Genomic DNA, 25,179 nt, shown 5'->3' on the forward strand with positions numbered 1-25,179 from the left:
CCCCCGCTTCACCGCTTTCCCGTGCTCCCGCACTCTCCCGCTTTCCCGTGCTCCCGCACCCCCGCACCCCCGCTTTACCGCTCTCCCGCACCCCCGCTTCACCGCTCTCCCGCGCCCCCCGCTTTCCGCGCTTCCCCCGCGCTATCCCGTTGTCTCCTCACCCTCCAAACGCGATCTTGAACGTCCCGCCACCCCCACAGGCGGCAAATCCCCCAAGATCGCACCCAGCAAATATCGACTCCCCCAAAGCCACCCTCCCTCCCTTCCCTTGCCCGCACTCACCTCCCACCCCGCCCTCAAGCGGACCTTGAACGTCCCACCCCCTCCACCGGTGGCAAATTCCCCAAGATCGCACCGCGCGAGATGACGACGTCGCGAGGCCACCCCACCACCCCACCCTCGCCTTCCCACACCCCCCCACCCGCCCACAAGCGCGATCTTGAACGTCCAGCCACCCCCACAGGTGGCAGATCCCCCAAGATCGCGCCACGCGAAATGGCGACTCCGCGGGGCCAGCTCACCACCCCGCGACCTTGTACGTCTCGCCACCGCGGGAGGTAGTCAATCGCTCAAGATCGCGGAGGGTTGTCCAGATAGCGGGTGATCTTGTCCGGCTGACCCGCCGGGCAAGATCGACCACAGTGCAGAAACACCCGAAGACGGACGAACCAAATCCCAGCTGACGAATCCAGGAACCGACAGGCGAAGCTCCGAACCCCACCGACGAAGCCATGAATTCGGCCGACGAAGCCGCGAACCGGCCGGTAACGCACGGACGCTGAGGGGTATGCAAACACGACGCGGACCGACTGGCGGTGGCGGAACACGACGCGGACCGGCTGAGGGCGAGGGAACACGACGCGGACCGACTGGCGGTGGCGAAACACGACGCGGACCGGCTGAGGGCGAGGGAACACGACGCGGATCGGCTGAGGGTGAGGGGACACGATGCGGGTCGGATCGGCTCGGCGGGGTGGGGCGCGGCTCGGCGGAGCGGCGTCGCCCTACGGAACGCTCCCGTCCGTACCGGTGAAGGGTTTGCGGAAAAGCTCAGCCAGGCAAGGTTCGGGGGCGGGGGTGGCCAACGAAGGTATCAAGCCTGACGGCCTTCGTTGGCCACCCCCGCCCCCGAACCGTCCCAGCCGGAAGCAGACGTCGGCGCCCGCCAAAGGCTGACCCCCGAACCGCCCCGGTCGGAAGTAAAGGTCGGCGCCCGCCAAAGGCTGACCCCGAACCGTCCCAGCCGGAAGCAGAGGTCGGCCGCCCGCCGAAGGCTGACGCCGAACCGCCCCGGCCGGAGAGGGAGACGGCGTCCTTCGAAGGCTGACGCCGAACCGCCCCGGCCGGAGAGGGAGACGATCAGTCGCGCTCGATCTGGTGGCCGATGATCTGGGGGCCCATCAGGACGGCGACCCCGGAACCGTCGCGGCGTGCGTCTGGCTCGGGGAGTTCCACCGGGTCGCCGGTGTTGCTGGCGCCGACCGGTCGTGGCCCCACCCAGGCGACCGCGAGTCGCGACTCGCCCTTGAGGAAGCGCTGCACCCGGACGCCGCCGGTGGCCCGGCCCTTGGCCGGGTAGGAGGCGAACGGCGACACCTTCACCTGGGTGCCCGTGGACGTGACGACCATCGGCGCGCCGTGGGTGTCGTCCGACGTGGACACCGCGTTGAAGGAGATCACTTCGGCGTCGGCGCTGAGGTTGACGCCTGCCATGCCGCCGCCCTTGAGGCCCTGTGGCCGGACCAGTTTGGCCGGGAAGCGCAGCAGGTTCGCGTCGGAGGTGATGAAGACGAGCGACTCGCCGCCGTCGGTGAGCCAGGTGGCCTGCAGGACCTCGTCGCCCTCCTTGAGGGTGATCACCTCGAACTCGTCGGACCGCACCGGCCACTCCGGGCTGCACACCTTGACGATGCCCATTTTCGTGCCCATGGCGATGCCCGGTGAGCCCTCGGCCGCGAGCGGCGCGAGACCGACCACGCGTTCGCCCTGGTGCAGGGGGACGAGCTCGGAGGCGGACATGCCGCCGCGCAGCGAGACCGTGCCGGATTGTTCGGGCAGGACCGGCAGTGGCAGCACGTCGGTCTTGAAGGCCCGCCCCCGGTTGGTGATCAGCAGGACACGTCCGCGGGCCGTCGAATGGATGACGGCGCGGACCGCGTCGTGTTTGACCCGGCCGCTGCGGCTGTGGGCCTCGGTGGACTCCTCGCTCTCCGCCGCGGTCCGGGCGATGAGCCCGGAGGCGGAGAGGATGACCTGGCAGGGGTCGTCGGCGACCTCGAGCGGGCCGGCCGGCACCGAGGCGGCGAGGACCTCCTTGAGGTCGCCGTCGATGAGGGTGGTGCGCCGGGCCGCGCCGAACTCCTTGGCGACGGCGGCCAGTTCGTCGGAGACGACCTTCTTCAGGACGGCCTCGTCGTCGAGGATGCGGCTGAGCTCGGCGATCTCGTTGCGCAGGCGGTCCTGTTCGGCTTCCAGCTCGATCCGGTCGAACCGGGTGAGCCGCCGCAGCGGGGTGTCGAGGATGTAGGTGGCCTGGATGTCGGAGAGCCCGAACTCGCTCATCAGCCCGGCCTTGGCGGCGGCCGCGTCGTCGCTGGCCCGGATGAGGGCGACGACCCGGTCGATGTCGATGAGCGCGATGAGCAGACCGTCGACGAGGTGCAGGCGGTCCTCGCGCTTGGTGCGCCGGAACAGGGTCCGGCGGGTCACCACGTCGTAGCGGTGCTGGACGAAGACCTCGAGAAGAGCCTTCAACCCGAGCGTACGAGGTTGCCCGTCGACGAGGACCAGGTTGTTGATGCCGAACGAGCTCTCCAGCGGGGTGAGCCGGTAGAGGTCGGCGAGCAGTGCCTGCGGGTTGACGCCGACCTTGCACTCGATGACCAGCCGGGTGCCGTGCTCGCGGTCGGTGAGGTCCTTGACGTCGGCGATGCCGGTGAGCCGGGCGGCCTGACGCTGGCCGCGCCGCGGGCCGGAGGTGATGACCTTGCCCTTCACCTCGTCGGTGATCGCCTCGATGATCTTCTCGGCGCCGACGCCGTAGGGCAGTTCGGTGACGGTGATGGCCTGCCGGCCCCGGCCGCCCTCGAGCGGGCCGGTCTCGGCGCGGGCCCGGAGCCGGACGACGCCGCGGCCGGTCTCGTACGCCCGGCGCACCTCGTCGAGGCCGAGCAGCTGGCCACCGGTCGGCAGGTCGGGGCCGGGGACGTAGCGCATCAGCTCGTCGAGGCCGGCCCCGGGTTTGCGGATCAGGAGCCGGGCGGCGGCCACCACCTCGCCGAGGTTGTGCGGGATCATGTTGGTCGCCATCCCGACGGCGATCCCGGACGTGCCGTTGACCAGCAGGTTCGGGAAGGCGGCGGGCAGCACCTTGGGTTCGGATTCGGAGCCGTCGTAGGTGGGCTTGAAGTCGACGGTGCCCTCGCCGAGTTCGCCGACGAGCAGCATGGCCTCGCGGGACATGCGTGCTTCGGTGTACCGCGCGGCGGCGGGGCCGTCGTCGGGTGAGCCGAAGTTGCCGTGGCCGTCGATGAGCGGCGTGTTGAGCGAGAAGTCCTGGGCGAGCCGGACCAGGGCGTCGTAGATCGCGACGTCACCGTGCGGGTGGTACTTGCCCATGACGTCGCCGACGACGCGGGCCGACTTCACGTACGGCCGGTCGGGGCGCTGGCCCTGCTCGGACATGGACCAGAGGATCCGCCGGTGGACGGGCTTGAGACCGTCCCGTGCGTCGGGCAGCGCCCGGGAGTGGATGACCGAGTACGCGTACTCCAGGTAGGAGTCCTCCACCTCGGTGACCAGCGGGTTGTCGATGATCCGGGCGCCGGCCTGGTCGAACGCTGACAGGTCGACGCGCTTGTCGGTTTTGCGGCGTGCCATTGGTAGCGGACCTCTCAGGCGTCGATCGTCTCTTGGTCGATCCGGCCGGCGGCCTCGATCAACCAGTTCTTCCGGGGTTCGACCCGTTCACCCATGAGCAGCTCGAGGGTGGCTTCGGCTCGTTCGGCGTCCTCGATGGTGATCCGCCGGACGGTCCGCTCGGCCGGGTTCATCGTGGTGTCCCACAGCTCGTCGGCGTCCATCTCGCCGAGGCCCTTGAACCGGGGCACCGGCTTCTGCACCTGCCGGCCGGAGCGCTCCAGCCGACCGACGGTGCCCTCCATCTCCTGCTGGGTGTAGGTGTAGATGGTCTCGCTGTTGCGGCCCTTGGTGACGACCTTGTGCAGCGGCGGCATGGCGGCGAAGAGCCGGCCGTGCTCGATGACGGGCCGCATGTACTTGGCGAACAGGGTGATCAGCAGGGTCCGGATGTGCGAGCCGTCGACATCCGCGTCGGCCATGATCATGACCCGGCCGTAGCGCATCGAGCCGATGTCGAAGGTGCGGCCGGATCCGGCGCCGAGCACCTGCACGATGGCCGAGCACTCGGCGTTGTCGAGGACCTGCTGGAGGCTGGCCTTCTGGACATTCAGGATCTTGCCCCGGATGGGGAGCAGGGCCTGGTACTCCGAGCTGCGGGCCATCCGGGCGGTGCCGAGAGCCGAGTCACCCTCCACGATGAACAGCTCGGAGCGGTCGATGCCGATGGCCCGGCAGTCGACCAGCTTGGCCGGCATCGACGCGCCCTCCAGGGCGGTCTTGCGGCGGGCCGCGTCCTTCTGCTGCTTCTGGGTGAGGCGGACGCGTGCCGCGTCCACCACCTTCTGCAGGACGGTCCGGGCCTCGGTCTTGGTGCGCCGGCCGTCGATCCACTCTTTGAGGTACGCCTCGACGAGCCCCTGCATGACCCGGGTGACCCCGGCCGTGGACAGCTCGTCCTTGGTTTGCGAGGTGAACTGCGGCTCCGGCACCCGCACGTGGATGACCGCGGTCATGCCCTCCAGGAAGTCGTCCAGGACGGGCGGCTCCTCCTTGGGCTTGAGCAGCGCGCGGGCGTTGCGGACGGCCTCGGTGAGGGCCCGCACCAGGGCCCGCTCGAAGCCCTTGCGGTGGGTGCCGCCGTGCATGTTGCGGATGGTGTTGGTGAAGCATTCGACGGTGCGGTCGTAGCCGGTGCCCCAGCGGAAGGCGACCTCGATCTGGGCGGTCCGGACGACATTGGACTGCATCACGCCGTTGGCGTCGGCGGCGTTCTCCTTGTACGTCCCCTCGCCGGTGACCATGAGGACACCGGAGACCGGCTTGTCCGCGGCCGGGGTGAGGAACTCCACCATGTCGGCCAGGCCGTTCGGGTAGTGGAACGTCTCGGTGGCCGGCTCCTCGGCGGTCGCGTCGAAGAGCGTGTACTGGACGCCGGGGACCAGGAACGCGGTGTTGCGCAGCTTGGTCCGCACGGCGTCGACGTCGAGGCGGGCGCCGGTCTCGAAGTAGCGGGCGTCGTACCAGTACCGGATCGAGGTGCCGCCGGGCTCGCCCCGCTTCATCCGGCGGACCACGCGCAGGCCGGGCTCGCGGGTGAACGACGCGTTCGGGCCCGGGCCGTCGAAGACGCCGGGAACGCCGCGCTGGAACGAGATCTCGTGGACCTTGCCGTCCCGCTTCACGGTGACGTCGAAGCGCAGCGACAGGGCGTTGACCGCCGAGGCGCCGACGCCGTGCAGGCCGCCGGAGGTCTTGTAGCCGGAGCCGCCGAACTTGCCGCCGGCGTGCAGCCGGGTGAGCACCAGCTCGACACCGCTCAGGCCGGACTTGGCGTGCACGTCGGTCGGGATGCCACGGCCGTCGTCGTCGACCTGCACCGAGCCGTCGGCGTGCAGGATCACCGCGATCGTGGTCGCGTGCCCGGCGACGCCCTCGTCGGTGCAGTTGTCGATGATCTCGTTGGCCAGGTGGTTGATGCCCCGGCTGTCGGTGGAGCCGATGTACATGCCTGGGCGTTTCCGGACAGCGTCCAGCCCTTCCAGGTGCGTGAGGTCGTCAGCCCCATACAAGGTCTCTGGCTGTGCGGTCACGAGGCGGCACTCCCGATCGGCCATGGGTGGTCAAGACGGCGCGAGCCTACCCGGCGCCTCCGACACTTCTGCCCCAGGCGAGCCAGGTCTAGACCATGCCGTGGCCAAAATCGGGGTAAACAGCCACAAAAGTGGCCTACGACACGACGGCCAGCGGCGCGGCCTGCGGCTGCAACGCTCGCCAGAGGTCCAGCGGGTAGGACTTGCCCGGAACCGACACCGGCGGCAGCTCCTGGTAGGCGATGAGCTCGTCGGTCACCTCCCGGGTGGCCGAGCAGACCACCACGGTGCCGTGCGGCGCGTACGCCTGCAGCCGGGCCGCCGTGCTCACCACGCTGCCGCTGATCATCCCGTAGCCGCCGTCGAAGGCCGCCATCGGGTCGACGATCACTTCTCCGGTGGCCAGCCCCACCCGGGTACGGACCGGGAACCTGCCGGCCAGGAGTCGCCCCCTCAACGTCTCCTGGACCGACAGGCCCGCTCGTACCGCGGAGGCCGCCGCCTCGGGCCCGAAGCCGTCCTCCGCGGCGCCGAACACCGCCATCACCGCGTCTCCCACGTACTTCTCGACGATGCCGCCACACTCGTGGACCACCTCGGACACGACCGAGAAGTAGTCCCGTTGCAGCGCCCGCACCTCCGCGCAGTCCAGCCGGTCCACCAGAGCGGTGAAGCCGACGATGTCGATGAACAGCACGGTCACGTTCTGGCGCCGCTCCTGTACGGCGGTAGTGATGGTGGTCATGTCTCACGCTCCCCCAGATCACTGCGTTGACCGGGAGTACGGTGCCAGCCCAGGACAAGACGCGGATCCGCAGAACTACCTATCTCTGCAGCATCGATTTCCGTCGTTTTTGTGACGCAGAACAGTCCGAACCGACGACAACGTGATAGGCCGATACGGATTAGGCTGCCGGGCATGGCCAGACAGGGGGACGACGGGCCGCTTGTCGGGCGCACCGGCACGCTGGCCGACATCCAGTCCTACCTGCGCGACGTCGGTCCCGGCGGGACAGCCGCGGTGTTCGTGACCGGGGAGAGCGGCATCGGCAAGAGCCGCCTGCTGCGGGAGACCGCCGACGCCTTGCGCGGGACGGGCTTCGCGGTGCTTTTCGGCACCTGTCTCGACATCGGGGACGCGTCGCCGCTGCACCCGGTGCTCCAGGCGTTGCGCCGGCACGACGGCAGCGGCCCGAACGCGGCCGCCGACGACGCCGGCGCGCTTCTCGACCGGGTCTCGCGCGACCTGCGCCGGATCGCCGGCGACCAGCAGCTGCTGCTCGTGCTCGACGATCTCCAGTGGGCCGACCGCAGCACCCGGCAGTTGCTGCTCTACCTGCTCGCCGGCCTCGGTGACGTCCGCGTCTCGGTGCTCGCCGCGATCCGGGCCGAGGCGCTGCACGGCACCCACCCGCTGCGCCGGGTGCTGGCCGAGCTGCGCCGTCTGCGGTCGGTGCGGGTGGTCGACCTGGCCCCGCTCAACCAGGCCCAGACCCACGAGCTGGTGGCCGCGATCGTCGGCGGCACTGTCGCCGTGGAGGACGCGGAGCGGGTCTTCAAGCGCAGCGGCGGCAACCCGTTCGTCGTCGAGGAGCTGGCCCGGGACCTGCGTGACGGCCGGGTCGAGCTGTCCGACACGCTGCGCGAGATCTTCCTGTCCAGGGTGGACGAGCTGCCGGCGCACGCGCACACCGTGGTGCACGCCATCGCGGCCGGTGTGGAGCCGGTGGAGCACGCCGTGCTGGCCGGGGTCGTGCCGCTGCCCGAGGACCAGTTGATCGAGGCGATCCGGGCGGCCGTGACGCACCGGTTCGTGGCCCGGGACGGCGACGGCTACAAGCTGCGGCACCGGCTGGTCGCCGAGGTGCTGGAGCAGGAGGTGCTGCCGGCCGAGGCGGCGTCGCTGCACCGGCGGTACGCGGAGGCCCTCGAGTCGATCGACGGCGAACCGGACAACGCCCGCCTGGCGTACCACTGGCAGCGGGCCGGCGAACCGGGCCGGGCGCTGCCCGCCGTGGTGGCCGCCGCCCGCACCGCCGAGAGCATGTACGGCTTCGCCGAGGCGCACCGCTACTGGACGATCGCGCTCCAGCTCACCGACGAGGCCGACCGCCGCCGCACCGAGCTGCTGGCGAACGCCGCCGAGTCGGCCCACCAGTGCGGCGAGCATCTGCTGGCACTGGCCCGCCTGGAGGAGCTGGCCGGCCGGCCGGACGCCCCCGGTCAGGCCGGGGTGCATCTGCGGCGGGCCCGCTACCTGGCGGCCGCCGGGCGCTCGGCGACCGCCGAGACGGAGTACCACCGCGCTCTCGAGGCGCCCGACTGCACCCCGCGCCAGCGGGCCTCAGCGGCGGCCTACCTGGCCGAGCTGCTGCTGCACCTGGGCCGGTACGCGGACGCCAACCAGCATGCCCGCGAGGCCCTGGAGCTGGCCGCGGTGAACGGGGCGACCGCCGACCTGGTCCGGGCGAGCGCCGCGCTCGGCTTCAGCGCGGCCTTCCGCGAGGATCCGGACGCCGGCCTGGCCGTGATCCGCCACGGCGTGGAGATCGCCGAGCGGTCCGGCCACCCGGACGACCTGGGCGTGGCCTACCTGCACCTCGCCGAGCTGCTGGCCGGCCCGCTGAACAGCGTCGAGGAGGGGGTCCTGGTGGCCCGCCGCGGCGCGGAGAAGCTCTCCTCGCTCGGTGTCGGCCGGACCTACCAGACCAGGCTACTGGCGATCGCCGCGAATGGACTGTTCAGAATCGGACAGTGGGCCGAGGCGGACGCCGTACTGGACTCCGCGATGCGCAACCGTCCGTCCGGCGCCGACGCGGTCGAGCTGCTGCTGGCCCGATGCCGGCTCTGGGTCGGTTTCGGGGAGCTGGACAACGCCCGCCGCAACCTGGACGCGGCGGCGACCCTGCTGGCCGGCGGCGGCGCCCGGCACGTGCTGCCGATGCTGACCCTGCGGGCCGGCATGGCGATCTGGCTGGGCGAACACGGTGATGCCCGGGCCGCGGTGCAGCGTGGGCTGACCGAGTCCCGCTCCGACGACCTGGTGCTGCTCGCGGTGCTGGCCTGGCACGGGCTACGGGCCGAGGCGGAGGCGCGCGTGGCCGGCCAGCCGGTCGACGCGGGTGCGGTGCGGCGCCTGCGGACGGTGATGGATCGCCTGGTCAAGGGGGTGGTGGAGGCGCCGCCCGCGGTCCGGGCGGTGGTCGACGGCTACCTCGACCTGTGCACCGCCGAGCTGAGCCGGGTGGAGGACCGGCACGATCCGGAGCCGTGGGCACGGGCGGCGTCGGTCTGGGACCGGCGGCAGCAGCCCTACCCGGCGGCCTATTCGCGCCTGCGGCACGCCGAGGCGTCGTTGCAGCGCCGGGTCCGGCGGGCGGCGGCGATCTCCGGGCTCCGCCAGGCCTACGGGACCGCGATCGCGATGGGCGCCCGGCCTCTAGCGAGCGAGATCGCGGGGGTGGCCCAGCGCTTCCGGGTCGCGCTCGCCGACGACGCGGAGACGATGCCGATGGCGGCGCCCGAGCAGCCCGCCGACGAGCTGTCCTCGCTGACCGGCCGGGAGCGCGAGGTGCTGGCCGCGGTCGCCGAGGGCTTGACTAACCGGGAGATCGGTGAGTTGCTCTTCATCAGCGAGCGCACCGTGGGCGTACACCTCGGGCACATCTTCGACAAATTGCAGGTGCGTACCCGGGTACAGGCCAGTCGCGTCTTCCTGACGGCGGCCTGACCAGGCAATCGTTATCTCGCCGTGACATACGTACGCGGAATACGTAGTTCTACCGATCCGATCGGCGGACCCCCGGTGGAAGTGTGAGCCGCACGGGGGAGCACCGCCCGGCGACCAGCTTCGCCGGGCGGTGCTGGGGGCCCTCCGCTGCACTGCATCATTCACGGAGGAACCCATGACCCAGCCCATCTGGGGCCCCGTTCAGCAGGAGATGTCCGACATCCTGCAACGGCACCCCGACGACGTGCCCGGAGTGGTAGACCAGCTCGCGAAACTGCAAGAGGTCCTGTGCCAGGTACCGCCGTTGCTCCATGGCAACCCGCTGGCCGACTTCAACAAGCTCTACCTCACGATCACCGAGAACGTGCTCGAGCGTCTCTACGCCGGCAAGTTCAAGGACCCGGCGTTCCTGGCTCGCCTCGACGTCGAGTTCGCGGCGCGCTACTTCGACGCTCTGCGCTACTGGACCGAAGGCAGCCCGGCGTGTCCGGGTGTGTGGGCCGGCCTGTTCTGCCGGGTGCCCGGGCCGGATGCCCGGCCACTGCCCTCGGCGGTCGCCGGCGTCAACGCGCACATCAATTTCGATCTGCCGTTCGCGCTGGTCACCACCTTCGACCACCTGGGCAGCGACCCGGTGGACGGCAGCGACCAGCACCACGACTACCTCCAGGTCAACGACATCTTCGCCGAGGAGATCCCGGGCCTGCGCCGCGGTTACCTCGATCGCTGGCAGCTGCTCATCGACACGATGAACGGCGATCTCGACGACTGGTGGCAGGGCGAGATGGTGGAATACACCCGCAATGTCGCCTGGCGCAACGCTCAGAAGATCTGGGCTCTGCGCCACGACATGATCGAGCTCGACAAGGAGCGGCGGCGGCTCGACAAGACCGCCACCGGTCTCGGCAAGCTCCTCCTGTCGCCCTTCGGCGAATTCCTGCAGTAATCGCCCCGAGACTCGGCCACGCGGGGGGCGCGGCCGGGTCGGGGACCGTGGGGGGGGGGCCGGCCCCCGGGGGGGGGGGGGGGCGCCGCCGCGGGGGAAACACGCCCCCCGGGGGGGGGGCGCCCGGACCCCGCCCACACCGATCGTCGCGCCCACGGTCACGGCGTCGCGCTCGGTCTTCTCCCGCTTCACCCGGTCGACCACCCGCAGCGGGTCACCGAAGGTCCACGAACCCTCGAACCCGTCGGACGACTTCACGGTGAACCGGTCACCCTCCACCGCGGTGACCTCGCCACGCTGGACCACGACCGTGCGTGTGCCGCCGTCACGTGTCTCCACCACCACCTCACCGTGCAGTGCGTTCTTCCGCAACAGCTTGCGGACGGCGTGGGGCCGCACCTTGCCGGGAGCGGTGGACGGGCCGTCGGCGAGCTCCTCGGTGAAGCCGACCTCCTGGAGAGCGACCGACTCGGCGGCCGTGTCCACCTCGGGCGTGTCCACATCGGGCGCGCCGCAACCGGCCAGGGCCACGGCCAGGGCGGCGCTCAACATCAGGACCTTCGGGGTACGAGTCATGCCCACGATCCTGGGCCGCCCGCGATCGAACCGTGTCAGCCCATTGTTCGGGGACGGTAAAGCTCCACGGTGAACATGGCGCCGCCCTCCGGGGCATGCCCCGCCGTGATCCGCCCACCGAGCCGGGTCACGAGCCGGGCCGCCAGCGCCAGCCCGAGCCCGCTGCCCACCTCGCGCACACCCCGGTAGCGCCGGTTCAGCTCGCCCCGCTCGAACGCCACCGCCAGATCGTCGTCGGTGAACCCGGGCCCACCGTCACGGACCTCGACGATCCCCCCGCCGGCGGACGGCCGGGCCGCCAGGATCAACGGGGCACCACCCGGGACCACCCGCAACGCGTTCTCGCAGAGGCCGTCCAGCACCTGCCGGATCCGCCCGGCATCGGTGTGGACGACGACCGGAGCGCCCGGCGCCTCGACGGTCAGCGACGGACCGTCGGCGCCGCACCGGGCCGCCCAGGCCCGCCCCGCGTCGCGGACCAGCTCGGCGAGATCCACCTCGGTCACGTCGAGCGGCAGGTCCGCGGCCTCCAGGCGGGAGAGCACCAGCAGATCGGAGATCAGGCGGTCCAGCCGCTGGGCCTCGCCGAGCATGGTGGCGCCCGCGCCGGCCGTGTCGTCGCCGGTGATCACCCGATCGGCGAGCGCCTCCGCATAACCCCGGATGGTGGCCAGCGGGGTACGCAGTTCGTGCGACACCGACAGCAGGAAGTCGCGCTCCCGGCCCTCGCTGGTCTGCAGGGCGGCGGCGAGCTGGTTGAACGCGTCGGCGAGCCGGGCCGCCTCGGACGGGCCGGCCCGGGAGATCCGCACCGAACGGTCCCCCGCGGACAGGCGGGTGGCGGCGGCCGCGGCCCGCGCGATCGGCCGGGTCATGAAGCGGGCCAGCACCGTGCCGGCGAGGACCCCGCCGGCCAGGCCGATGACCAGCGCCACCCAGACGCCGCCGAGCACCCGGGCGGCCAGGTTGGTGGCGACCTTACGGGTCAGCACGACGCCGCCGGCCCGGCCGGGCAGCGGCCGGGCCGCGACGAACGACAGCCGCCCGGAGACCTTGCCGCGGACGTCGACGGTCTCGCCCGCGGCCACCCGGCGCACCAGCCGTGGCGGAAGCCCGGCACGGTCGGCGCGGCCGTTGCGGATCAGGTAGATCTCGACGCCCTCGGCGCGCAGCCGGTCGACGATCCGGGCCCGGACGGCGGGGCGCTCGTCGGTGAGCAGCTCGACCGCGAGCACGGTCTGGTTCATCAACTCGGTGCGGACCTGGGTGTTCACCGACCGGATCGCGATGGGCACGGCCACCATCGTGGTCGCGATCACCGAGACGAGCGCGGTGGCGGTGGTGACGAGGACGGCGCGGCCGGTCAGCGTGCCGAAGAAGTGCCGCACGGCGGGGGCCCACGCCCGGGGCGGTCTCGGCATGATCAGCACGCCCTTCCGGAACGGGACCTACGCATCGGCCGAATACCCCACTCCGCGGACCGTCCGGATGAGGGCGGCGGCCGGGCCCAGCTTGGCGCGGACCTGCGCGACGTGCACGTCGACCGTCCGGGTGCCGGCGTGCGAGGCGTAACCCCAGACGGCGGCCAGCAGCTCCTCCCGGGTGAAGACCCGGCCGGGCCGGCCCACCAGGTGCGCCAGCAGGTCGAACTCGGTCGCCGTGAGGGTCAGCGACCGGCCCTGGAGCGCGGCGGTCCGGCGGCCGGGATCGAGGGTGAGCGGGCCCAGGCTGCGCACCCGCTCCGCCCCGGCCGGGCCGGCCGCCCGCCGCAGCAGCGCCTTGACCCGGGTGACCAGCTCGCGTGGGCTGAACGGTTTGGTGACGTAGTCGTCGCCACCCAGCTCCAGCCCGAGGATGCGGTCGACCTCGTCGTCCCGCGCGGTCAGGAAGATCACCGGGGTCCAGTCGTCGTCGGCGCGCAGGCGGCGGCAGATCTCGGTGCCGTCCATGCCGGGCAGCGCGATGTCCAGAATGCACACGACCGGCCGCAGCCGCCGGGCGGCGAGCAGGCCGGCGGCGCCGTCGTGCTCGACCTGCACCCCGAAGCCCTCCCGGCTCAGGTAGAGCCGGACCAGGTCGGCGATCGGCCGCTCGTCCTCCACCACGAGGACCAGCCCTCTGCCCACCGCGCCCGTCACGGCACACATCATGCCGCGCGGCGGGGCGCGCGAACGTACGAGGAAGGTAAGACCCGACCGGGTGACGTGTGTGTTCCGCCCCGTTCTGTGCGACATCTCCGATCCTGGTCGGCCTGACCTGCGCCCGGGCGATCGTGGAAACGCTCCCAAAATCGTCGTGGAAGCGCTTTCTTCCCGTGCTATAAAGGCGACAGCGGCGGGGCGCCCGCGAGCGTGGACGCCGCGTGCCCAGTGCCGTTGCGCTCCTCGGCAGCTCCATCCCCGAGCCGGGCGAGGCGTCGCACACGGGGGGATGCCTCGCCCACCGTCGTCACCGGGCCGCCCGCGAAAGATCGTGGACGGCCCGGTCCGGCCGGCTCTCAGCGCTGCCGTGATGCGCCTGAGACAGCCCTGAGACCCGGCCGGACCACCCACTCACGCCCGGCGGGCGCGGCATGGTCCGGACCCGGCAGGCGCTCGCGGGTCTGGTACGGCGGGTTCGCGTAGCCCGTACCGGAAAGGATGTTTGGTGTGCCGGCGGCGGATGAGGGAAGACTGAGTGGCATGGCCTATGTCGAATCGGGTGAGTTCACCCGGGACCAGCGGTACATCGCCACCCGGATCACCGCGGACGGGCGCGACGGCTTCCCGGTGGAGCCGGGGCGGTACCGGCTCGTGGTGAGCCGGGCGTGCCCATGGGCGAACCGGGCGATCATCGTGCGCCGGCTGCTCGGGCTGGAGGACGCGCTGTCGATGGGGGTGTGCGGGCCGACCCACGACGCACGTAGCTGGACGTTCGACCTGGATCCGGGCGGGCGCGACCCGGTGCTCGGGATCGAGCGACTGCAAGAGGCGTTTCTCAAGCGGTACCCGGACTACGACAAGGGCATCACCGTCCCGGCGATCGTGGACGTGCCGACCGGCCAGGTGGTCACCAACGACTTCGCGCAGATCACGATCGACCTGTCGCTGGAGTGGACGGCGCTGCATCGCGAGGGCGCACCGGATCTCTACCCGGCGTCGCTGCGGGACGAGATCGACGAGGTGAACGAGGTCGTCTACGCGGACGTGAACAACGGCGTCTACCGGGCCGGCTTCGCGGGATCGCAGGAGGCCTACGAGAAGGCCTACGACCGGCTGTTCCGACGGCTCGACCGGTTGTCCGACCGGCTCGGGTCCCGGCGTTACCTGGTCGGTGACACGATCACCGAGGCGGACGTCCGGCTGTTCACCACGCTGGTCCGGTTCGACGCGGTCTATCACGGCCATTTCAAGTGCAACCGGCACAAGCTGACCGAGATGCCGGTGCTGTGGGCCTACGCGCGTGACCTGTTCCAGACGCCCGGGTTCGGCGACACCATCGACTTCACGCAGATCAAGCGGCACTACTACGAGGTGCACCGGGACATCAACCCGGCCGGCATCGTGCCGGCCGGACCGGACCTCTCCGGTTGGCTCACCCCGCACGGGCGCGAGGCGCTGGGCGGCCGGCCCTTCGGGGACGGGACGCCGCCCGTCTCACAGCCCGTGCAGCAGTTCGCGTAGCAGGGCGCTGAGCTGCGCGCTCTTCTCCGGCGGCAGGTGGGCGAGGAGGCGCTGCTGCTCGGCCAGGCCGGCGGCGACCGCCTCGTCGGCGAGGGCGCGGCCGCGCTCGGTGAGACGGACCAGGATGGCCCGGCGGTCGTTCGGGTCCGGTGAGCGGGTGACCAGGCCGGCCTTCTCCAGGCGGTCCAGCCGGGCCGTGGTGCCGCCGGTGCTGAGCATCATCGACGCGGCCAGCGCGCCCGGCGACAGCTGGAACGGTTCGCCGGAGCGGCGCAGCGTGGCCAGCACGTCGAATTCGGGGCGGCCGATGCCGAACCGGCCGTAGGCGCGCTCGGTGACGTCACCGGCCAGCCTGCTGAGGCGGAAGATCCGGCCGAAGACGCCCATGGCGGCGGTGTCCAGGTCGGGGCGTTCGCGGGCCCACTGTCCGAGGATGCGGTCGATGTCGTCGGTCACGTCACTCATTCTCTTGATGACAAGCTTCTCGACAAAGTTTATCTTTATGTCGAGATACTTTACGTCGAGGGAGATGGTGACGATGCGGCGGGTCCTGCTGCTCACGGCGGTCACCCCCCTGGTGTGGGGGACCACCTACGCGGTCACCACCGAGTTCCTGCCACCCGACCGCCCGCTGCTCGCCGGGCTCCTGCGGGCGCTGCCGGCCGGGCTGGTGCTGCTCGCGCTCACCCGGCGACTCCCCCGCGGCGCCTGGTGGTGGAAGTCGGCGGTGCTCGGAGCGCTCAACATCGGGGTCTTCTTCGCGCTGCTGTTCGTCACGGCGTACCGGCTACCCGGCGGCATGGCGGCCGTCCTCGGCGCGGTGCAGCCGCTGCTCGTCGCCGGGCTGAGCGTCCTGCTGCTGCGGGAGCGGGTGGCCCTGCGGACCGTGCTGGCGGCCCTGCTCGGCGCGATGGGCGTGGCGCTCACCGTGCTGACCGCGGCCGCCCGGCTCGACCCGGTCGGTGTCGCCGCCGGGCTGGCCGGCGCCGGCTCGATGGCGCTCGGCCTCATCCTCACCAAACGGTGGGGCCGGCCCTCGGCGTCGCTGCTCACCGCGACCGGCTGGCAGCTCACCGCCGGCGGGCTGCTCCTGCTGCCGGTCACCCTCCTGGTGGAGGGCCCGCCGCCGGCCCTGACCGCGCCGAACCTGCTGGGGTACGCGTACCTGTCACTGATCGGGACGGCGCTGGCCTACACCGTCTGGTTCGCCGGGGTGGAACGCCTTCCCACCGCCCAGGTCTCACTGCTCAGCCTGCTCTCCCCGGTGATGGCCACCGCGGTCGGCTGGGCGGCGCTCGGCCAGACCCTCACCCCGGTGCAGCTGGCCGGCATGACCGTCGCCTTCGGAGCCGTCGTCTGGGGCCAGTCGGCGCGGGTCCGCCCGACGCGGAAGGCCCCGCCGGCCGCCGCTGCGCCGATCGGGAGGGCGGAAAACGTCGTACCCGGGGCCTAGGGTCGGTGCGTGCCCGTTGAACAACGATGGTCCACCGCTCAGGTCGAGGCGCTGGCGCCCGACCCCGCCTCGCTGCGCAACGCACGCGGTGTCACCGGCCAGTTCACCACCACCGGGCGGAGCGGCGACGTCCTCTGGGGACTGTGCCGGGGCTATCAGGTGGCGGCCGATCTGTCCGGGCCGGCGTTCAGGTGCTCCTGCCCGAGCCGCAAGATCCCCTGCAAGCACGTGCTGGGGCTGCTGCTGGGCTGGTCCTCGGGCGTCACCGGTCCCGCCGACGAGGCGGCTCCCGAGTTCGTCACCCGGTGGACGGCGGCGCGGGCCGCGCGGGCGCCCCGGTCCCCCGCCGCGCCCGATCCGGTCGCCGCCGCGAAACGGGCGCGAGACCGCGCCGACCGGGTCGCCGGCGGCATGGCCGAGCTGCGCCGATGGCTCGACGACCAGGTGGAGCAGGGTCTGGCCACGGCCGGGCGGTCCGGGCCGGCGGCGTTCGAGGCGATGGCCGCCCGCCTGGTCGACGCGCAGGCGCCCGGCGCGGCCGGGGCGGTGCGCCGGCTCGGCGCCATCGCCGGGATCGGCCCGCAGTGGGCCGACCGGCTGCTCGGCGAGCTGGCGCTGCTGCGGCTGCTGGTCTCCGGGCACGCCCGTCTCGACACCCTCGATTCGGGGCTCGCGGCCACCGTCCGATCCCGGATCGGGTTCCCGACGTCGGCCGAGGAGGTGCTGGCCGGGCCCCGGGTGACCGACCGCTGGCAGGTCCTCGGCCAGGTCGAGGTCGACGACGGCGCGCTGACCAGCCGGCGGACGTGGCTGCACGGTTCCGGCAGCGACCGGTTCGCGCTGGTGCTGTCGTTCGCGGCGCCCGGTCAGCCGTTGCCGGCCGATCTCGTCCCGGGCACCGCGTTCCGCGGCGACCTCTGCTTCTATCCGGGCTCGGCGTCGCTGCGCGCGCTCGTCGCCGAGCGCGCCTCCGCGGCCGAGCCGTTCGGCTCACCGGACGGCGCCGGTCCGGTCCGGGCGGCTCTCTCCCGCTGGTCGTCGCTCCTGGCCGCGGACCCTTGGCGGTACGACGGAGCCGTCCTCCTGTCCGGCATGCGACCGTCCGGTGACCACCTGGTCGACGCCGCGGGTGACGCGTTGCCGCTGGCCCCGGGCCATCGCGAGCCGTGGTGGCTGCTCGCCGCGGCGGGCGCCGCCCCCGCCACGGTGGCCGCGGAGTGGTCCCCGGCCGGATTGCGCCCCCTGGCCGCCTGGGTCGACGGCGCTTTCGTGCCCGCCGCCCCACCGATCCCGGACCCGTCCGCCTCGCGCCACCCGGAGCTGCCGCCGGAGCTGCTGACGGCCGCCCTGGTCGGCACCGGCCGCCGCCCCTGGTCCGGCCACGCCGTCCGGGTCGGCCCGCTGGGCGTCCGGTGCGGGCCGTCCGATCGTCCTCCCGGGTCCACCCCACCTCCGCCTTCCACGGCTTCGCCGGGGTTCGCCCTCGAGGCCGATGATCCGGGCGGCCGGGCGGACGCACCGGACTCAGCGGCGGCCGCGCTGCTGGAAGCGGCGGCCGTAGCGCTGACCTGCCGACGGGCCGGGGTCGCGCCGGAGAGCGGGCGGGTGCCGATGCCGGCCGCGCCGGCCGAGACGGTCGCGCCGCTGCCGGCGGCCGCGTCGGCGCGGCTGGCCCGGATCCTCGGTGGCGGCGCCCCCGGCGGCGGGCACCACGAGCAGGAGCTGCTCGCCCAGTGGCTGGCGGCGGCCGCCGCGCGCGGCGGGATCGTGCCGCCCGCGATCCTTCCGGCGCTGTTGGAGGCCGGGCGGCGGAACGTCTCGGTCCGGGCCGACCTGGCGACGGTCGCCGGGCGGCGGGGCGCCTGGCTGGCCGGGCAGCGCGCCGACTGGCGCTGGCTGCTCAGCGAGGCGCCGGCCACTCCGGCCGGGACCGGGGCGGACGACGGGGTGGCCGCGTGGCTCGGGCGGCTGGCCCGGGAATGGGCCACCGCGAGCTCGGCCGAGCGGCTCGGTCACCTGGCCGCGCTGCGGCGCGCCGACCCGGATCAGGCCCGTGCGCTGGTGGAGAGCACCTGGGCGGAGGAGTCCTCGGAGAACCGGGCACGCTTCCTCGGCGCGTTCGGGCCGGGCCTGTCGCTGCGGGACGAGCCACTGCTGGAACGGGCCCTCGACGACCGGCGCAAGGAGGTTCGGGAGGCCGCCCTCGAACTGCTGCGCAACCTGCCCGGCGCGGCGCTGGGCCGGCGGATGGCCGAGCGGGCGCACGCCGCGGTCCGGTTCGACGCCAGTGGCCGGCTGAGCGTCGACCCGCCCGCCGAACTGGACCGGGACCTGCGCCGGGACGGGGTCGGCGCGGCCCCGGTCCGCGGCGTCGGCGCCGGGGCGTGGCTGCTCGAGGAGGTGGTGGCCGGCGCCCCGCTGGACACCTGGACCGCCCTCGACCCGCCGGGCTGGCTGGACGCGGCCCGCGGCCACGACTGGGCGGCGCCGCTGCTGCACGGCTGGGCCAAGGCGGCGGTCGTGCAGCGCGACCCGCGATGGGCCACCGCGCTGCTGGGCGCCGACGCGGGCCGGCTGCGCGAGGCCGTCCGCTGGGATCTGCACCTGGTCCTGCCACCGGATCGGCTGGCCCGGCTCGCCGCCGACGCCCTGCGCGCCGAGGACGGCACCGCCCAACGGTTGCTGGCGCTGCATCCCGGGCCGTGGCCGGACGGGCTGTCGGTCGCCGTCCTGGAGACGGTGGAACACCGCGCCCGCGTCGACCGGCACACCTGGCAGCTGGGCGAGCTGTGCCGGGCGGCCGGCCTGGCCATGCCCCCGGAGTACGCCGACCTCACCGGCCGGCTGGCCACCCTGCTGGACCAGACCGTCGAGCCGGCCCGGGTGCGCCCGGTGACCGAGCTGGCCCGCACCCTCACCTTCCGACTCGAGATGTTCCAGGAGCTTTCGTGACCGCTCTGCGACCGCACGCCGAGGACCAGTACGCCGAGGAGCTGGCCCTGCTCGCCGCCGCCGACGACCGGCCCCGCCCGCCCGGCTGGCGGCTGTCGCCACATGCCGTGGTCACCTATCTGCTCGGCGACGGCGCGAAGATCACCCCGAAGTACGTGGGGCCGCGCCGCCTCATGGAGGTGGCCGTCTCCACCCTGGCCACCGACCGGGCGCTGCTGCTGCTCGGCGTCCCCGGCACCGCCAAGACCTGGGTCTCCGAACACCTGGCGGCGGCCGTCTCCGGCGACTCCACACTGCTCGTCCAGGGCACCGCCGGCACCGCCGAGGAGGCGATCCGGTACGGGTGGAACTACGCCCGCCTGCTCGCCGAGGGCCCCACCGACGCCGCTCTCGTCCCGAGCCCGATCATGCGGGCCATGCGGGGCGGGTCCATCGCCCGGGTGGAGGAGCTGACCCGGGTCCCGTCCGACGTGCAGGACGCGCTGATCACCATCCTGTCCGAGAAGACGCTGCCGGTCCCCGAACTGAACACCGAGGTCCAGGCGCAGCGTGGGTTCAACCTGATCGCCACGGCCAACGACCGGGACCGTGGGGTCAACGAGCTGTCCAGCGCGCTGCGCCGCCGGTTCAACACCGTGGTGCTGCCGGTTCCGGCCAGCGCCGACGACGAGGTGGAGATCGTGGCGCGGCGGGTGGCCCAGCTGGGCCGGGCCCTGGAGCTGCCCGAGGTGCCGGCCGCGCTGGAGGAGATCCGCCGGGTGGTGACGGTCTTCCGGGAGCTGCGGTCCGGGATGACCGAGGACGGGCGTACCAGATTGAAGTCGCCCACCGGGACCCTCTCGACGGCCGAGGCCATCTCGGTGATCACCAACGGGATGGCGCTGGCCGCCCACTTCGGTGACGGCACGCTGCACCCCGGCGACGTGGCGGCGGGCATCGTCGGCGCCGTGGTGAAGGACCCGGTCTCGGACGGGGTCGTCTGGCGGGAGTATCTGGAGACCGTCGTCCGGGAGCGGTCCGGGTGGCTCGACTTCTACCGGGCCGCCCGCGATGCCTGAGCGGATCTACGGGATCCGGCACCACGGCCCGGGGTCGGCTCGCGCCGTGGTCCGGGAGTTGTCGGCGAACCCGCCGGAGGTGCTGCTGATCGAGGGTCCGCCGGAGGCCGACGACCTGGTCCGGTGGGTGGCGGACGACGACCTGGAACCACCGGTCGCCCTGCTGGGCTATGCCGTGGACGATCCCGGGAAGGCCGCGTTCTGGCCGTTCGCCGTCTTCTCGCCGGAGTGGCAGGCCATCCGGTGGGCGGTCGGGCACGGCGTGCGGGTGCGGTTCTTCGATCTTCCGTACGCGTTTCGCGTCGCCCCGGAGGCGGACACCCCGTCGCCGCGGTCCACACCGGCTTCCGGCCAGCCGTCAGGGCTGTCCCAGGGGCCTCGAAACAGCGCTGGGAGCCAGCCGGTGAGTCCCGGCTGGTCGTCAGGGCTGTCTCACAGCCCTCGAAACAGCGCTAGGAGCCAGCTGGAGGGGGTGGAGGATGAGCGGGTTCGGCCGGTGGACCCGATCGGGGAGCTGGCCGCGGCCGCCGGGTACGACGATCCCGAGCGCTGGTGGGAGGACGTCGTCGAGCATCGGGGGGTGCCGGTCTTCGAGGCGATCGCGGAGGCGATGACGGCGATCCGGGAGACCGTTCCGGAGAATCCGGACGATCTGCTGCGTGAGGCGTACATGCGGTCGGTGCTGCGGGAGGAACGGCGCGGGCACGAGGACGTCGCCGTCGTGTGCGGGGCGTGGCACGTGCCGGCGCTGCTGCGGAAGGTGCCGGTCAAGGAGGACACCGCGCTGCTCAAGGGGCGGCGCCGGGGGAAGGTGGCGTTCACCTGGGTGCCGTGGACGTACGGGCGGCTCGCGTCGTGGTCGGGTTACGGGGCCGGGGTGCGGTCGCCGGGGTGGTACCACCACCTGTTCACCACCGGCGACGACGTGGTGCCCCGGTGGCTGGTGGACGCTGCGGGGGTGTTGCGCGCGGAGGGCGTACCCACGTCGTCGGCGCACGTGATCGAGGCCGCCCGGCTGGCCGAGGCCCTCGCCGCGCTCCGCGGACGGCCGCTGGCCGGGCTGGCCGAGGTGACCGAGGCGGCGGAGGCGGTGATGTGCGACGGCGAGCCGCTGCGCACCGAGCTGATCTCCCGCCGGCTGGTCGTCGGCGAGCGGCTGGGCGCGGTGCCCGACGCGATGCCGGCCGTGCCGCTGGTCCGGGATCTGACCGCCCGGCAGCGCTCGCTGCGGCTGAAACCGGAACCCGGCGAACGGGCCCTCGACCTGGATCTGCGGCAGGACAACGACCTGCGGCGCAGCCGGCTGCTGCACCGGCTGCGGGTCCTCGACGTGCCGTGGGGCGAACGGACGGCCGCCCGGCGCGGCACCGGGACCTTCCGGGAGGAGTGGCGGCTGAGCTGGCAGCCCGAGTTCGCGGTCCGGCTGGTCGAGGGCGGCATGTGGGGCACGACCGTGGCGGCCGCGGCGACCGCCCGGGTGGCCGCCCGGGCCGGTGCGGCGGGCACCCTGGCCGAGGTCACCGAACTGGTGGAGACCTGTCTGGTGGCGGATCTCGCGGAGGCGTACCCGGCGGTGCTCGCGGCGCTGGACCGGCGCGCCGCGCTGGACGCCGACGTGCATCACCTGATGGCGGCGATTCCGGCGCTGGCGCGCACCCTTCGGTACGGCGACGTGCGCCGCACCGACGTGTCCGGTCTGGCCACGGTGACCGCCGGCCTGCTCGCCCGGGTGTGCGCGGCGCTGCCGTCGGCGGCCGGATCGCTCTCCGACGAGGCGGCCCGGCGGCTGCGGGACGGCATGGACGGCGTGCACCAGGCCGTCGGCCTGCTCGCCGACGAGTCGCAGCGGGAGCGGTGGCTGGCGACCGTCGGGGCGCTCGCGGTCCGGCCCGGGCTGCACGGTCTGCCGGCCGGGCGGCTGACCCGCCTGCTGCTCGACGCCGGGCGGCTGGACGGCGCCGAGGTGCGCCGCCGGCTCCGGCTGCCGCTGACCGTCGGCACGCCACCGGCGCACGCCGCGGCCTGGGTGGAGGGTTTCCTCTCCGGTGGCGGGTTGCTGCTGGTCCACGACGAGGCGCTGCTCGCCCTGGTGGACGACTGGCTGGCCGACATTCCGGCGGATGCCTTCGAGGCGGTGCTGCCGCTGTTACGGCGGACGTTCGGCGCGTTCGAGGCGGGCGAGCGGCGGGCCATCGGCGAGCGGGTGGCGGGCGGGCGGTCCGGTTCCGCCGGCACGGCCGCCGAGATCGACCCGGCCCGCGCCGCGGAGCCGCTGCCGGTGCTCAGCGCCCTGCTGGGCCGCCCGCTCACCACGGTTCAGGCGGAAGCGTGAGCGACGAAGCGACGGCTCGGGCGAAGCGTGAGCAACGAAGCGACGGCTCGGGCGAAGCGTGAGCAACGAAGCGACGAAGCGACGGCTCGGGGAGGGGGAAGCGTGAGCGGCGATGACGACGTGACGCGGGAGCGGCTGCGGCGGTGGCGGATGGTGCTCGGCGGGCCGGCCGACGAGGCGCTCGGCCGGGCCGAGGGCCGGGACGGGGCGATGGACGCCGCGCTGGCCGCGCTCTACGACGCCGGGGAGGGCGGGGCGGACGGCAAACCGGCACGACGGTCGGCCGGGCTGGGCGGGTCCGCGCCGAAGGTGGCCCGCTGGCTCGGCGACATCCGGGAGTATTTTCCGGGCACCGTGGTGCAGGTGATGCAGGCCGACGCCATCGAGCGGCTCGACCTCACCCGGCTGCTGCTCGAACCGGAGATGCTGGCCGCCGTCGAGCCCGACGTCCACCTGGTCGGCACGCTGCTCTCGCTGAACCGGGTGATGCCGGACGCCACCCGCGAGGCGGCCCGTCAGGTGGTCCGGACCGTGGTCGACGAGCTGGAGCGGCGGATCGCGCAGCAGACCCGGGCCGCGGTGACCGGCGCGCTGAACCGGGCGGCCCGGATCAGCCGGCCCCGGCACGCCGACATCGACTGGGACCGGACCATCCGGGCGAACCTCAAGCACTACCTGGCCGACCACCGGACGGTGATTCCGGAGCGTCTGGTCGGCTACGGGCGGCGGAGCACGGCGGTGCAGCGGGACGTGGTGCTCTGCGTGGACCAGTCCGGCTCGATGGCGGCCTCGGTGGTGTTCTCCGGGGTGTTCGCCGCTGTGCTCGCGTCGCTGCGCTCCCTGCGTACGTCGCTGGTGGTCTTCGACACCGCCGTGGTCGATCTGACCGATCAGCTGGCCGATCCGGTGGAGGTGCTGTTCGGCACGCAGCTCGGCGGCGGCACCGACATCAACCGGGCGATCGCCTACTCGCAGCAGCTGATCACCCGGCCACGGGACAGTATCTTCGTGCTGATCAGCGACCTGTACGAGGGTGGCGTCCGGGAGGAGATGCTGCGCCGGGTGGCCGAGATGACCGCGGCCGGGGTGCAGGTGGTGGTGCTGCTGGCGCTGTCCGACGAGGGGGCGCCGGCCTACGACCACGAGAACGCGGCGGCCCTGGCGGCTCTGGGGGTGCCGGCGTTCGCGTGTACGCCGGACGTCTTCCCGGATCTGATGGCCGCCGCGATCGAGCGCCGTGACCTGCGCGCCTTCGCCGAACGTGCCACCGCGGCGGGCGGGTGATCAGTCGGTCCAGCGGAGGAAGCGGTCGAACAGTTCCGAGGCGGGCGCCTGGGGCATGTCCCGGGCGGCCTCCTCGAGGTGGTCCCACATCACGATGGCCAGGTCGACGCGACCGTGTTCGCGGGCCAGCTGTTCGCGGGCCGGATCGCACGGCCAGGCTCGCCCGCAGGAGGCGCAGTCCCATGAGGGCCGGGCGGGGCCGTGCTCCACCCGATCCGCGATCCCGGTCATCGCCGGGACCTCGCGCCGCACCGCACGGGGCCGCTCCCTCCTGATACGGGCGCCCCGCCACGGCGCCCGTCGTGTCCCACACATTGCGCGTGCATCGTGCACGGGGTCAACCGCCGGACCTCTTGGCTCGCTGGTCCGGGTGACCCCCGGTCGGGCCATCGGCACCGGTCGCTTCGGCCCGGTCACTGTCGGTCCAACCCGGAAGATCAAGATCCGGGGGTACGAGGTGAGGGAATCCCGCCCGATATGTACCTTTTTCTGGAACCATGAGGGTCGAGTCTCCGCGCTCGAGGAGGTGACATGACCTACGACGAGGATGCCCGGCTCTCGTCGGACACTTCCGAGCGGACCGCCCGGCGACGTAGACAGATCGCGATCGGGGTCGCCGGGGCGGCGGCCGTGCTGGGCGGAGCCGGGCTCCTGGCCACCCAGCTGATGAACGAGTCGCAGCCCGACCGTCCGGAGCCGGCCGCCCTGGCGCCGCAGACCACGTCGGCATCCCCCGAGGCGAGCGCGGACGACCGTACCCCGGGAAAGGCGACGAAGCAGGCGGCGCCCATGCGGCGCAGCCCCGCGCCCACACCCGCGGCGAGCCGTCCGGCGAGCCCCGGCCCGGACGCCGCGCAAGCCTCCTCCGCCATCGCCGACCTGCGGAAACGTTTCGGTTTCGGCGGGCCGGGCATCGCCGAGCGGACCGAACGGCTGGGCTCGGGCACGGTGCACATCATGACCGCGCGGAGCGACCTCACCGACGACCGGAAGATGATCGTGTCCGGCGACGACGGCACCGCGGTCGGCGGCGGCGTGCGCTGCACCACGGACGTCCCGCCCGGCATGGCCATGTCGCCGTCGCCGTCGCCGGAGGCCCTGCTGTGCTGGCGCACGTCGACGGACCGCAGCGTGATCACGATGGCGACCACGGCCGAGGGCGAACCGTCCACAGCCGACAGCGTCGCCGTCATCCAGCGCGAATGGGACCGCCTCGGCTGAAGCGACAGCGGCGG

At 73.0% G+C, this 25,179-nt stretch carries 16 protein-coding genes; 9 read left to right on the top strand and 7 right to left on the bottom strand.

The genetic code is table 11. From position 1 onward, the window contains the following. Positions 1–1,359: 1,359 nt before the first annotated feature. The 3 genes from J5X75_RS31805 to J5X75_RS31815 all read right to left on the bottom strand — a co-directional run bounded on the left by J5X75_RS31805 (position 1,360) and on the right by J5X75_RS31815 (position 6,696). Positions 1,360–3,879: a DNA gyrase/topoisomerase IV subunit A gene (locus tag J5X75_RS31805; protein ID WP_208471289.1), complete on the bottom strand. Its 2,520-nt coding sequence runs from the start codon at positions 3,877–3,879 to the stop codon at positions 1,360–1,362. Between the two features lie 14 nt (positions 3,880–3,893). Further along, the gene (locus J5X75_RS31810; RefSeq protein ID WP_208471291.1) at positions 3,894–5,975 is read right to left on the bottom strand and encodes a DNA gyrase/topoisomerase IV subunit B; all 2,082 of its coding nucleotides are present in this window, start codon (positions 5,973–5,975) and stop codon (positions 3,894–3,896) included. Between the two features lie 112 nt (positions 5,976–6,087). Beyond that, positions 6,088–6,696, bottom strand: coding sequence for an adenylate/guanylate cyclase domain-containing protein (locus J5X75_RS31815; RefSeq protein WP_208471293.1), 609 nt, complete (start codon positions 6,694–6,696; stop codon positions 6,088–6,090). Between the two features lie 174 nt (positions 6,697–6,870). On the opposite strand from J5X75_RS31815, the gene J5X75_RS31820 reads away from it, so the two are divergent. Together J5X75_RS31820 and J5X75_RS31825 are read left to right on the top strand one after the other, a co-directional pair. Continuing rightward, a complete protein-coding gene (locus J5X75_RS31820; protein ID WP_208471294.1) occupies positions 6,871–9,681 on the top strand; it encodes an ATP-binding protein in 2,811 nt (936 codons plus the stop codon). A 175-nt stretch (positions 9,682–9,856) separates the two neighbouring features. Next, positions 9,857–10,627 carry a DUF5995 family protein gene (locus J5X75_RS31825; protein WP_208471296.1) on the top strand — a complete coding sequence of 257 codons (771 nt, stop codon included), beginning with the start codon at positions 9,857–9,859 and terminating at the stop codon, positions 10,625–10,627. 611 nt (positions 10,628–11,238) lie between these two features. Here J5X75_RS31825 and J5X75_RS31830 read toward each other — a convergent pair. Beyond that, positions 11,239–12,624, bottom strand: coding sequence for a HAMP domain-containing sensor histidine kinase (locus J5X75_RS31830; RefSeq protein ID WP_208471298.1), 1,386 nt, complete (start codon positions 12,622–12,624; stop codon positions 11,239–11,241). 27 nt (positions 12,625–12,651) lie between these two features. Next, on the bottom strand, positions 12,652–13,350 hold the full coding sequence (locus tag J5X75_RS31835) for a response regulator transcription factor (RefSeq protein WP_238490283.1): 699 nt from the start codon (positions 13,348–13,350) through the stop codon (positions 12,652–12,654). Positions 13,351–13,884: 534 nt separating this feature from the next. On the opposite strand from J5X75_RS31835, the gene J5X75_RS31840 reads away from it, so the two are divergent. Next, positions 13,885–14,865, top strand: coding sequence for a glutathione S-transferase family protein (locus J5X75_RS31840; protein ID WP_208471300.1), 981 nt, complete (start codon positions 13,885–13,887; stop codon positions 14,863–14,865). Here J5X75_RS31840 and J5X75_RS31845 read toward each other — a convergent pair. Next, entirely contained in the window at positions 14,839–15,330 is a 492-nt protein-coding gene (locus J5X75_RS31845) for a MarR family winged helix-turn-helix transcriptional regulator (protein WP_208471302.1), read from the bottom strand. The two genes, J5X75_RS31840 and J5X75_RS31845, sit on opposite strands and share 27 nt — an antisense overlap. A 73-nt stretch (positions 15,331–15,403) precedes the next feature. Between J5X75_RS31845 and J5X75_RS31850 the strand changes: the two genes are divergently transcribed. From J5X75_RS31850 to J5X75_RS31870, 5 genes are all read left to right on the top strand, one after another. Beyond that, positions 15,404–16,318, top strand: a complete 915-nt coding sequence (locus J5X75_RS31850) for an EamA family transporter (protein WP_238490249.1) — start codon at positions 15,404–15,406, stop codon at positions 16,316–16,318. Positions 16,319–16,327: 9 nt separating this feature from the next. Then, complete coding sequence (locus J5X75_RS31855) at positions 16,328–19,270, top strand: SWIM zinc finger family protein (RefSeq protein ID WP_208471304.1); 2,943 nt, start codon at positions 16,328–16,330, stop codon at positions 19,268–19,270. Beyond that, the gene (locus tag J5X75_RS31860) at positions 19,267–20,328 is read left to right on the top strand and encodes an ATP-binding protein (RefSeq protein ID WP_208471305.1); all 1,062 of its coding nucleotides are present in this window, start codon (positions 19,267–19,269) and stop codon (positions 20,326–20,328) included. The genes J5X75_RS31855 and J5X75_RS31860 overlap by 4 nt, the downstream gene beginning before the upstream one ends. After that, positions 20,321–22,660, top strand: a complete 2,340-nt coding sequence (locus tag J5X75_RS31865) for a DUF5682 family protein (protein ID WP_208471306.1) — start codon at positions 20,321–20,323, stop codon at positions 22,658–22,660. The genes J5X75_RS31860 and J5X75_RS31865 overlap by 8 nt, the downstream gene beginning before the upstream one ends. A 102-nt stretch (positions 22,661–22,762) precedes the next feature. After that, positions 22,763–23,944 carry a VWA domain-containing protein gene (locus J5X75_RS31870; RefSeq protein ID WP_307798380.1) on the top strand — a complete coding sequence of 394 codons (1,182 nt, stop codon included), beginning with the start codon at positions 22,763–22,765 and terminating at the stop codon, positions 23,942–23,944. Here the strand turns inward: J5X75_RS31870 and J5X75_RS31875 are convergent, their stop codons facing one another. Then, entirely contained in the window at positions 23,945–24,175 is a 231-nt protein-coding gene (locus J5X75_RS31875; RefSeq protein WP_208471307.1) for a hypothetical protein, read from the bottom strand. Between the two features lie 300 nt (positions 24,176–24,475). On the opposite strand from J5X75_RS31875, the gene J5X75_RS31880 reads away from it, so the two are divergent. Continuing rightward, complete coding sequence (locus J5X75_RS31880; RefSeq protein ID WP_208471308.1) at positions 24,476–25,165, top strand: hypothetical protein; 690 nt, start codon at positions 24,476–24,478, stop codon at positions 25,163–25,165. The last annotated feature ends 14 nt before the right edge of the window (positions 25,166–25,179 follow it).

The organism is Actinoplanes flavus, from assembly GCF_017592555.1.
Taxonomy (GTDB): Bacteria; Actinomycetota; Actinomycetes; order Mycobacteriales; family Micromonosporaceae; genus Actinoplanes; species Actinoplanes flavus.